Origin of the sequence: Methylobacterium sp. CCH5-D2 (assembly GCF_001556475.1) — a bacterium.
Lineage (GTDB): Bacteria > Pseudomonadota > Alphaproteobacteria > Rhizobiales > Beijerinckiaceae > Methylobacterium > Methylobacterium hispanicum.
The window spans coordinates 1-851 of the sequence record NZ_LSIX01000777.1; the positions used below are offsets into that span (position 1 = coordinate 1).

Genomic DNA, 851 nt, shown 5'->3' on the forward strand with positions numbered 1-851 from the left:
CTGGGAGAGGGGGCGCGGCGCGGTTCACCGCACACGGCCGAACCCATCGACCGGAGCCCGTATGAGAGCACGGATCAGGCTGCTTCAGCGCACGGATATGACGACGTGCGGAGACGCCGTGTTTCCCTGACGTCGGGAGGGTGCGCACGTCCCTACCGAGCACAGACCCCGGCGCCCCCCTCCGGTACGCCGCCCGCGGCTGCGTCGTCCTGGCGGATGCGCGCGGCCGCAGTGGCGGTGCCGGGCCCGCGATCGTGCCGCCCGGTGGGGGCGCGCTCCGGCGACAGGGGCCGGTTCGTTGGAATCTGCAGGCCGTCGATGGTCGGAGCGGCACGGCCTTTGCTGCCGACGACGGCGCGGGCGGCCATCACGGCCCCGCGGGAGCCTTCCGGATGCGCGTGAAACCGGCCGGCCTCGGCCTCCCCCTCCTCGCCTGGTTCGTCGCGGTCGCCTGTCTCGGCAGCGGCATCGTGGTGGCGCCCGGCGCCCGGGCACAGGGCACGGTGACGCCGCCCGCCGGCCAGCCGCGCGTCACCGCCCCGGGCGGGCGGCGCGGAAAGGCCATCCGCTCCCACGGAGGGCGGCATCGGTGAGCCGCGTCTCCGGATCCCCGCGCGACGACACCCCCTCCCACATCCGCAACCGGAAAGACCGTCCCATGCGCACCCTCACGACAGCCACGCTCGCCCTGTGCGCCCTCGCGGGCTTGGCCGGCGCCGCGTTCGCCCAAGGATCGGTCGGCGCCCCGGCCGGCACCCCCGGGGCGACCGCACCGGGCGGCACCGAGGGGATGGCCGCCGTCCCGAACGAGCGGAATGCGATCCGCTCGGGCGACGCCATCCCGGCCGCAC

2 protein-coding genes are annotated in these 851 nt (G+C 76.1%); both read left to right on the forward strand.

Annotation, left to right across the window (positions count from 1 at the left end; all coding sequences use genetic code 11):
- The first annotated feature begins 392 nt into the window (after positions 1 to 392).
- Entirely contained in the window at positions 393 to 593 is a 201-nt protein-coding gene (locus tag AX737_RS20710) for a hypothetical protein (protein WP_066924533.1), read from the forward strand.
- A gap of 65 nt (positions 594 to 658) precedes the next feature.
- On the forward strand, positions 659 to 851 hold a 193-nt coding region (locus AX737_RS20715), incomplete at its 3' end, for a hypothetical protein (RefSeq protein WP_066924536.1).

What these genes read in the sequence shown, in the direction of transcription:
- AX737_RS20710 (WP_066924533.1), top strand. Translation starts at nt 393, where the DNA reads ATGCGCGTGAAACCGGCCGGCCTCGGCCTCCCCCTCCTCGCCTGGTTC.